This window comes from Actinoplanes awajinensis subsp. mycoplanecinus (assembly GCF_001509495.1).
Taxonomy (GTDB): domain Bacteria; phylum Actinomycetota; class Actinomycetes; order Mycobacteriales; family Micromonosporaceae; genus Actinoplanes; species Actinoplanes palleronii.
In genome coordinates, this window is record NZ_LLZH01000167.1 from 215962 (window position 1) to 222029 (window position 6068).

Annotated in this window: 6 protein-coding genes; 4 read left to right on the plus strand and 2 right to left on the minus strand. The window is 73.6% G+C overall.

Annotated elements, in window-relative coordinates; translation table 11 throughout:
• Positions 1-33: 33 nt before the first annotated feature.
• Positions 34-444 carry a glutaredoxin family protein gene (locus ADL15_RS19790; protein ID WP_067693079.1) on the minus strand — a complete coding sequence of 137 codons (411 nt, stop codon included), beginning with the start codon at positions 442-444 and terminating at the stop codon, positions 34-36.
• Between the two features lie 83 nt (positions 445-527).
• Between ADL15_RS19790 and allB the strand changes: the two genes are divergently transcribed.
• The 3 genes from allB to ADL15_RS19805 are packed head-to-tail and all read left to right on the plus strand — an operon-like array spanning position 528 to position 4116.
• Positions 528-1838 carry an allantoinase AllB gene (gene allB / locus ADL15_RS19795; protein ID WP_067693020.1) on the plus strand — a complete coding sequence of 437 codons (1311 nt, stop codon included), beginning with the start codon at positions 528-530 and terminating at the stop codon, positions 1836-1838.
• Positions 1838-2824 carry an allantoicase gene (alc, locus tag ADL15_RS19800; protein ID WP_067693023.1) on the plus strand — a complete coding sequence of 329 codons (987 nt, stop codon included), beginning with the start codon at positions 1838-1840 and terminating at the stop codon, positions 2822-2824. The genes allB and alc overlap by 1 nt, the downstream gene beginning before the upstream one ends.
• Complete coding sequence (locus ADL15_RS19805; RefSeq protein ID WP_067693026.1) at positions 2809-4116, plus strand: phosphotransferase family protein; 1308 nt, start codon at positions 2809-2811, stop codon at positions 4114-4116. Before alc ends, ADL15_RS19805 begins: the two co-directional genes overlap by 16 nt.
• A 13-nt stretch (positions 4117-4129) precedes the next feature.
• Here the strand turns inward: ADL15_RS19805 and ADL15_RS19810 are convergent, their stop codons facing one another.
• Positions 4130-4900, minus strand: a complete 771-nt coding sequence (locus ADL15_RS19810; protein WP_198170893.1) for a transglutaminase-like domain-containing protein — start codon at positions 4898-4900, stop codon at positions 4130-4132.
• A gap of 42 nt (positions 4901-4942) precedes the next feature.
• Here ADL15_RS19810 and ADL15_RS19815 point away from each other — a divergent pair, with 42 nt between their 5' ends.
• Positions 4943-6040, plus strand: coding sequence for a protein-L-isoaspartate O-methyltransferase family protein (locus tag ADL15_RS19815; RefSeq protein ID WP_067693032.1), 1098 nt, complete (start codon positions 4943-4945; stop codon positions 6038-6040).
• The last annotated feature ends 28 nt before the right edge of the window (positions 6041-6068 follow it).

A 6068-nucleotide genomic window follows, 5' to 3' on the forward strand; every position in this document is an offset into this window, starting at 1 on the left:
CCGGCCGGGGTGGCCGGCTGCGGGCCGTACCGGTCAGGCGGTCCGGAGGCGCTCGCGCAGCCAGCGCGGATCGGGGTTGACGAAGCCCTCGCCGCCGATCACCACGGTCGGCACGGTCTCGTCGCCGCCGGTGATGCCGCGGACCACGGCCGCCCCCGCCGGGTCCTGCCAGATGTCCACCCAGGTCAGGCGGGCGCCGTCCGCGCCGAGCTGGGCACGCAGCCGCAGGCAGAACGGGCAGCCGGGACGCCAGTAGACCACCGGCGCGCCGTCCGGCGCGGCGGTGGCGCCGGGGAAGATCAGTGGCGACGCCACCAGCGACATGACCAGGAAGAACGCCAGCATGGCCAGGGCCGTGCCGGTGCGGCCCCGGGCCAGTTCGAGGCCGCTGACGGCCACACCGCAGGCCAAACAGATCACAGCGAGTCGCCACCGTCGTGCCATGGCCGAAGGGTACGTGACGGCGTCGAAATGTGCTTCCGCCTGGAAGGGCATCCCGCGTAACAAAGCGCGGTTAGGGTCGATCCATGTTCGATCTTGTGGTGCGATCCCGGCGGGCGATCACGCCCGAGGGCCAGGTGGCAGCGTCGGTTGCGGTCGTGGGTGGCACGATCGTCTCGATTCATCCGTACGACGCGGAGCTGCCGGCGGTCAACGACGTCGATCTCGCTGACACCGTGCTGCTACCCGGGCTGGTGGACACCCACGTGCATGTCAACGAGCCGGGCCGCACCGAGTGGGAGGGCTTCGCCAGCGCGACGCGCGCCGCCGCGGCCGGCGGGGTCACCACCATCATCGACATGCCGCTCAACAGCCTGCCGCCCACGGTCGACGCCGCGGCGCTGCGGGTCAAGCAGGCCGCCGCCACCGGCCAGTGCCACGTCGACGTCGGCTTCTGGGGCGGCGCCATCCCCGGCAACGCGGCCGACCTGCCCGCGCTGCACGCCGCCGGGGTGTTCGGCTTCAAGTCGTTCCTCGCCGACTCCGGTGTCCCGGAGTTCCCGCCGGTCGACGCCGCCCAGCTCGGTGCGGCGATGCGGGCCGTCGACGCGCTGTTCGTGGTGCACGCCGAGGACCCGGATCACCTGCACGACGCGGCCAGCTCCGCGACGTACGCGGACTTCCTCTCCTCACGCCCGGCCGACGCCGAGCACGCCGCGGTCGCCACCGCGATCGAGGTGGCCCGGACCGCCGGCCGGCGGGTCCACATCCTGCACCTGTCGTCCGCGTCCGCGCTCCCGCTGATCGCGAAGGCGAAGGCGGAGGGGGTGCGGGTCACCGCCGAGACCTGCCCGCACTACCTCACGCTGGACGCCGGCCTGATCCCGGACGGCGCCACCGAGTTCAAGTGCTGCCCGCCGATCCGGGACGCCGCGAACGCCGACCTGCTCTGGGCCGCGCTGGCCGACGGCCTGATCACCTGCGTGGTCAGCGACCACTCGCCGTGCACCCCGGAACTGAAACGTCAGGACACCGGCGACTTCGCGGCCGCCTGGGGTGGCATCGCGTCGGTGCAGCTCGGCCTGCCGGTGATCTGGACCTCCGCGCAAGCGCGTGGGTTTTCGCTCGCCGATGTGGTGAGCTGGATGGCGAGCCGTCCGGCCGGCCTGGCCGGGCTGGCCGGCAAGGGCCGGATCGCGGTCGGTGCGGACGCCGACCTGGTGGCGTTCGACCCGGATGCGGAGTTCGTGGTCGACGCGCACGCGCTGCACCACAAGAACCCGGTGACGCCGTATGCCGGGAAGACCCTGCGCGGCGTGGTCCGCACCACGTGGCTGCGCGGCTCGCCGGTGACCGGCGCCGAGAAGGCCGGACGATTCCTGACGAGGGAGAACTGATGGAGGACTTCACCGCACTGCCCGACCTCGCGTCGCGGGCCTTCGGTGGTGGTGTCGTGCACGCCAACGACGAGTTCTTCGCCACCGCCGACCACCTCGTGCTCCCGTCCGCGCCCGGGCACGCGCCGAAGACCTTCGACCACAAGGGCCAGGTGTACGACGGCTGGGAGACCCGCCGCCGCCGCAGCCCCGGGCACGACTTCGCGATCGTCCGGCTGGGCGCGCCCGGCGTGATCCACGGGGTGGACGTGGACACCGCGTTCTTCACCGGGAACTTCCCGCCGTACGCGTCGGTCGAAGCGGTCGCCCTGCCCGGCTATCCGGGCCCGGCCGAGCTCGCCGAGGCCGAGTGGACCGAGATCCTGCCGCGTGCCGAGCTCAAAGGGGACTCGAGAAACCTCTTCGGGGTCACCGACGGCCGGCGTTACACCCACGTGCGGCTCACCATCTACCCGGACGGCGGGGTGGCCCGGCTGCGCGTGCACGGCGAGGTGGTCCCCGACCCCGCGCTGCTGCCGAAGATCTTCGACGTGGCCGCCGCGGAGTACGGCGGTCGCGTCGTCGACTGCAGCAACGTCTTCTACGGCCACCCGCAGCGGATGCTGATGCCCGGCCTGGCGCAGAACATGGGCGACGGCTGGGAGACCTCCCGCCGCCGCGACGACGCCAACGACTGGGTGCTGGTGCAACTCGCCGCCCCGGCCAGGTTGCGTTTCGCCGACCTGGACACCAGCCACTTCAAGGGCAACGCCCCCGGCTGGGCCACGCTGACCGGGCTCACCGCCGACGGCGACCAGGTCGAGCTGCTGCCCCGGACAGCGTTGCGCCCGGACACTCCGCACCGGTTCCCGCTGGTCAAGGGCCCTGCGGTCACCCACGCGCGGCTGGACATCTTCCCCGACGGGGGAATGGCCCGGCTGCGTCTGCACGGGCGGGCCGATCAGGATCACCTGTGGGCGAGAATGAGGTCATGCCTCGAACCGTGACCCTGGTGCTGGTCGATCCGGCCGGTGACCTGCTCGGCGCGCTGCCGCCGTTCACCGTTCTCGGCCCCTGGTGGCAGGAGGTCGCCGAGGTGGTCGCCGGGGCCGGGGTCGAGGTCACCGTGCTGCGGTTGCTGCACGCCGACCGGGAGGCGCCGCCCGGTGGGCACGTCACGTACCTCGCCGAGACCCCGGACCGGCCGGCCGGGCTGACCCCGCTCGGCGCCGACCTGGTCCCGCACGCCCGGCGCGCGCCGTGGGCCGAGCCGGGCGGGCCGTCCGCGTCCCTGGCCTGGGCGGCCGGCGCGCTGGACCGGCTGGGTTTCCCCGGCGCGACCGCTCGTCAGCAGCGGACCTGGAACCTGTCCGCGATCTGGCGGCTCGACGGCCCGGACGGCGGGCCGGTGGCCTGGCTCAAACAGGTGCCGGAATTCTTCGCCCACGAGCCCGCGGTGCTCGGCCTGGTCGCCGAGGTCGCCCCGGAGCTCGTCCCATACCTGCTGGCCGCCGGCCAGGCCGGGCGGATGCTGCTCGCCCACGTGCCCGGTGACGACCGCTATGGCGCGGGTCCCCGGCTGTGCGCCGAGATCGCCGAGATGTTCCACCCGGTCCAGGCCCACTACGCCACCCGGACCGACCGCCTGCTCACGGCCGGCGTCCCGGATCGCCGCCTGACCCACTCCGCCTCCCCGGCCGCCGCCTCCCCGGCCGGCCGCTTGCCGGCCGACACCGTGCCGGGCGACGCCGCGCTCCCGACCCGCGGTCTGGACGCGGCCCGGTTCGCCCGGGTGGCCGCGCCGTATCGGGATGACATCCCCGGGCTGGCGGAGCTGATCGACGGGCTGCCGGAGCGGCTGGCCGCGGTCGCCGCCTGCGGGCTGCCGGACACGCTGCTGCACGGCGACCTGCACCCGGGCAACGTGCGCACCGACGGCGAGGCCGGTCTGGTGATCATCGACTGGGGCGACTCCGGAGTCGGTCACCCGGCCTTCGACCTGCTGCGGCTCACCGACGGCCTGGACAATCCGGAACCGCTTGTCGCGGCGTGGGCGCAGCGCTGGCGGGAGACCGCGCCGGGCTGCGAACCGGAGCGCGCGGTGGAACTGCTGCGCCCGGTGGCCGGGTTGCTGGGCGCCGTCACCTATGCCGGGTTCCTCGCCCACATCGAGCAGTCGGAGTGGCCCTATCACGCGGGTGACGTGCCGGAACGCCTGACCGCGGCGGTCGCGGCCGTGGGCCCGGCGCCGTCCCCGGTGCCCGGTTCGGTGCGCCCGGCTGCCCCCGCCCACCATTGACGGTCCGCGGTCGTCAGTGGGCGAGGGACACCGGCGACTGGTGATCATCGAGGGGGAGGTCGCCGCCGGCGATGGCGAAGATCTCGGTCTGGTTCAGGATGACCGAGCCGGACAGGGTGCTGGCCAGCGCGGTGTCCGCCGCGTCCCGGCCGGTCGCGATCCGGATCAGGGTGGGACGCGGTGCAAGCCGAGTGGCGTCCCAGACCGTCCACCGCCCGTCCACCACGGCCTCGGCGACCAGGTGGAAGTCCATGGGGGACAGTCCCGGTGCGTAGACCGCGGCGACCCGGGCCGGGATCGAACTGGCCCGGCACAGGGTGACGACCAGGTGGGCGTAGTCCCGGCAGACTCCGGCCCCGGACAGCATGGTGTCGATGGCGTCGGTGCTGGGACCACTGCTGCCACCCTGGTAGAAGAGCCGCTGGAACACCCACGCGGCGATGGTGGGAACCTCTGGCGCGGTCCCGAACTCACCGGCCGCGAAACCGCCAAGCCTGTCCGAGGGACAGTACCGGCTGGGCCGCAGAGCGACGATCCGGTCGAGGTCGGTGACCGGCCGCACCGCTGTCCTCGGTGGCACCGTGGCCTGATAGGTCACGGTGAGCGGGCCGGCCGGGGCGTGGACCAGGTGCTGCCGGTCGACCTCAACGGACTCGATCGGGCCGTCCGCGCCGGTGACCTGCAGCGTTTCTCTGGACGGGCCGGCCACGGCGATCTGCAGGGCGATCTCGGAGGGCTCAAGGACGTCGAATTCCAGGGTGCAGCCGACCACTGAGTCATCCACGGGCGACACGCTAGCCGGGTCAGGTTACGTACCGTGGCAGTCATGGCGGATGCTCGGCGGGACTTTCTCGATCAGATCAGGCTGGACGGGGTGCGGCTGACGCCGGAACTGGCCGCCGCGTTCGCCGGGGTGCGCCGGGAGCTGTTCGTACCGGAGGGTTTCCATCGGAGGGACGGCAGCCGCGTCGAGCCGGGCGACCCGGCCTTCCTGCCCTCGGTGTACCGCAACGACGTGCTGGTCACGAAGCTGAACGGGGACAAGCCGGTCAGCTCGTCCAGCCAGCCGTCGCTGATGGCGATGATGCTCGGCGCGCTGGACGTCCGGCCCGGGATGCGGGTGCTCGAGATCGGTGCCGGGACCGGGTACAACGCCGCGCTGATGGCGGCGCTCGGCGCCGAGGTGACAAGTGTGGACGTTCAGGAGGACGTGGCCGCCCGCGCGAGGTCCGCGCTGGATCGGGCCGGCGCCGCCGGGGTGCGGGTCGTCGCCGGCGACGGTTATCTGGGGGTTCCCGATTTCCGGTACGACCGGATCATCGTGACCGTCGGCGTCGCCGGGTTCTCCCCGCACTGGTTCGGCCAGCTCGCCCCGGGTGGCTTCGTGATGGCGCCGGTCGAGCACGCCGGTCACCATCCGGTCCTGGCCGCCCGGCCGGGTGATCCGATGACCGCCACCGTGGTCTGTTCCTCGGGCTTCATGGCCGCGGCCGGCCCGCTCGGCGCCCGGCACTCCGGCAGCCACCCGCCGTCGGCCGGGACCCTCGCCGCGATGGCCGAGACCGCCCCGCCCCGGTGGGCCTCGCCGCTGGACGCGATCGTCTACCGCGACCTCTGGTACGCCGCCGGGGCCTGGGACCACCGCGCCACCCTGGCCGGCCTGCCCGGCCGCGAACAGAACCACCTGGCCCTGCTGGACGCGACCGGCACCGGCGGCGCGGTGATCCCGGCGGACGGCTCGGTGCTGGCCGGCGGCCCCGAGGCGGAGCGCTACACCGCGGACGCCGTCGCCCTGATCGACCGCTGGTGGTCCCTGGGCCGCCCGCCGATGAGCGCCTGGCAGGTCAGCCTGGCCCTGGACGGCGACCCCGCCGCCCCGATCCAGGGCCCCCGAACCTGGCCCCTTCCCCCCACCCGCCGCTGACAGCCCCCCCCCCCGGTCCATCCTGCAA

Excerpts from the sequence above, each read along its gene's own strand:
- ADL15_RS19790 (WP_067693079.1), bottom strand. The coding sequence starts at position 444 with ATGGCACGACGGTGGCGACTCGCTGTGATCTGTTTGGCCTGCGGTGTG.
- allB (WP_067693020.1), top strand. The coding sequence starts at position 528 with ATGTTCGATCTTGTGGTGCGATCCCGGCGGGCGATCACGCCCGAGGGC.
- alc (WP_067693023.1), top strand. The coding sequence starts at position 1,838 with ATGGAGGACTTCACCGCACTGCCCGACCTCGCGTCGCGGGCCTTCGGT.
- ADL15_RS19805 (WP_067693026.1), top strand. The coding sequence starts at position 2,809 with ATGCCTCGAACCGTGACCCTGGTGCTGGTCGATCCGGCCGGTGACCTG.
- ADL15_RS19815 (WP_067693032.1), top strand. The coding sequence starts at position 4,943 with ATGGCGGATGCTCGGCGGGACTTTCTCGATCAGATCAGGCTGGACGGG.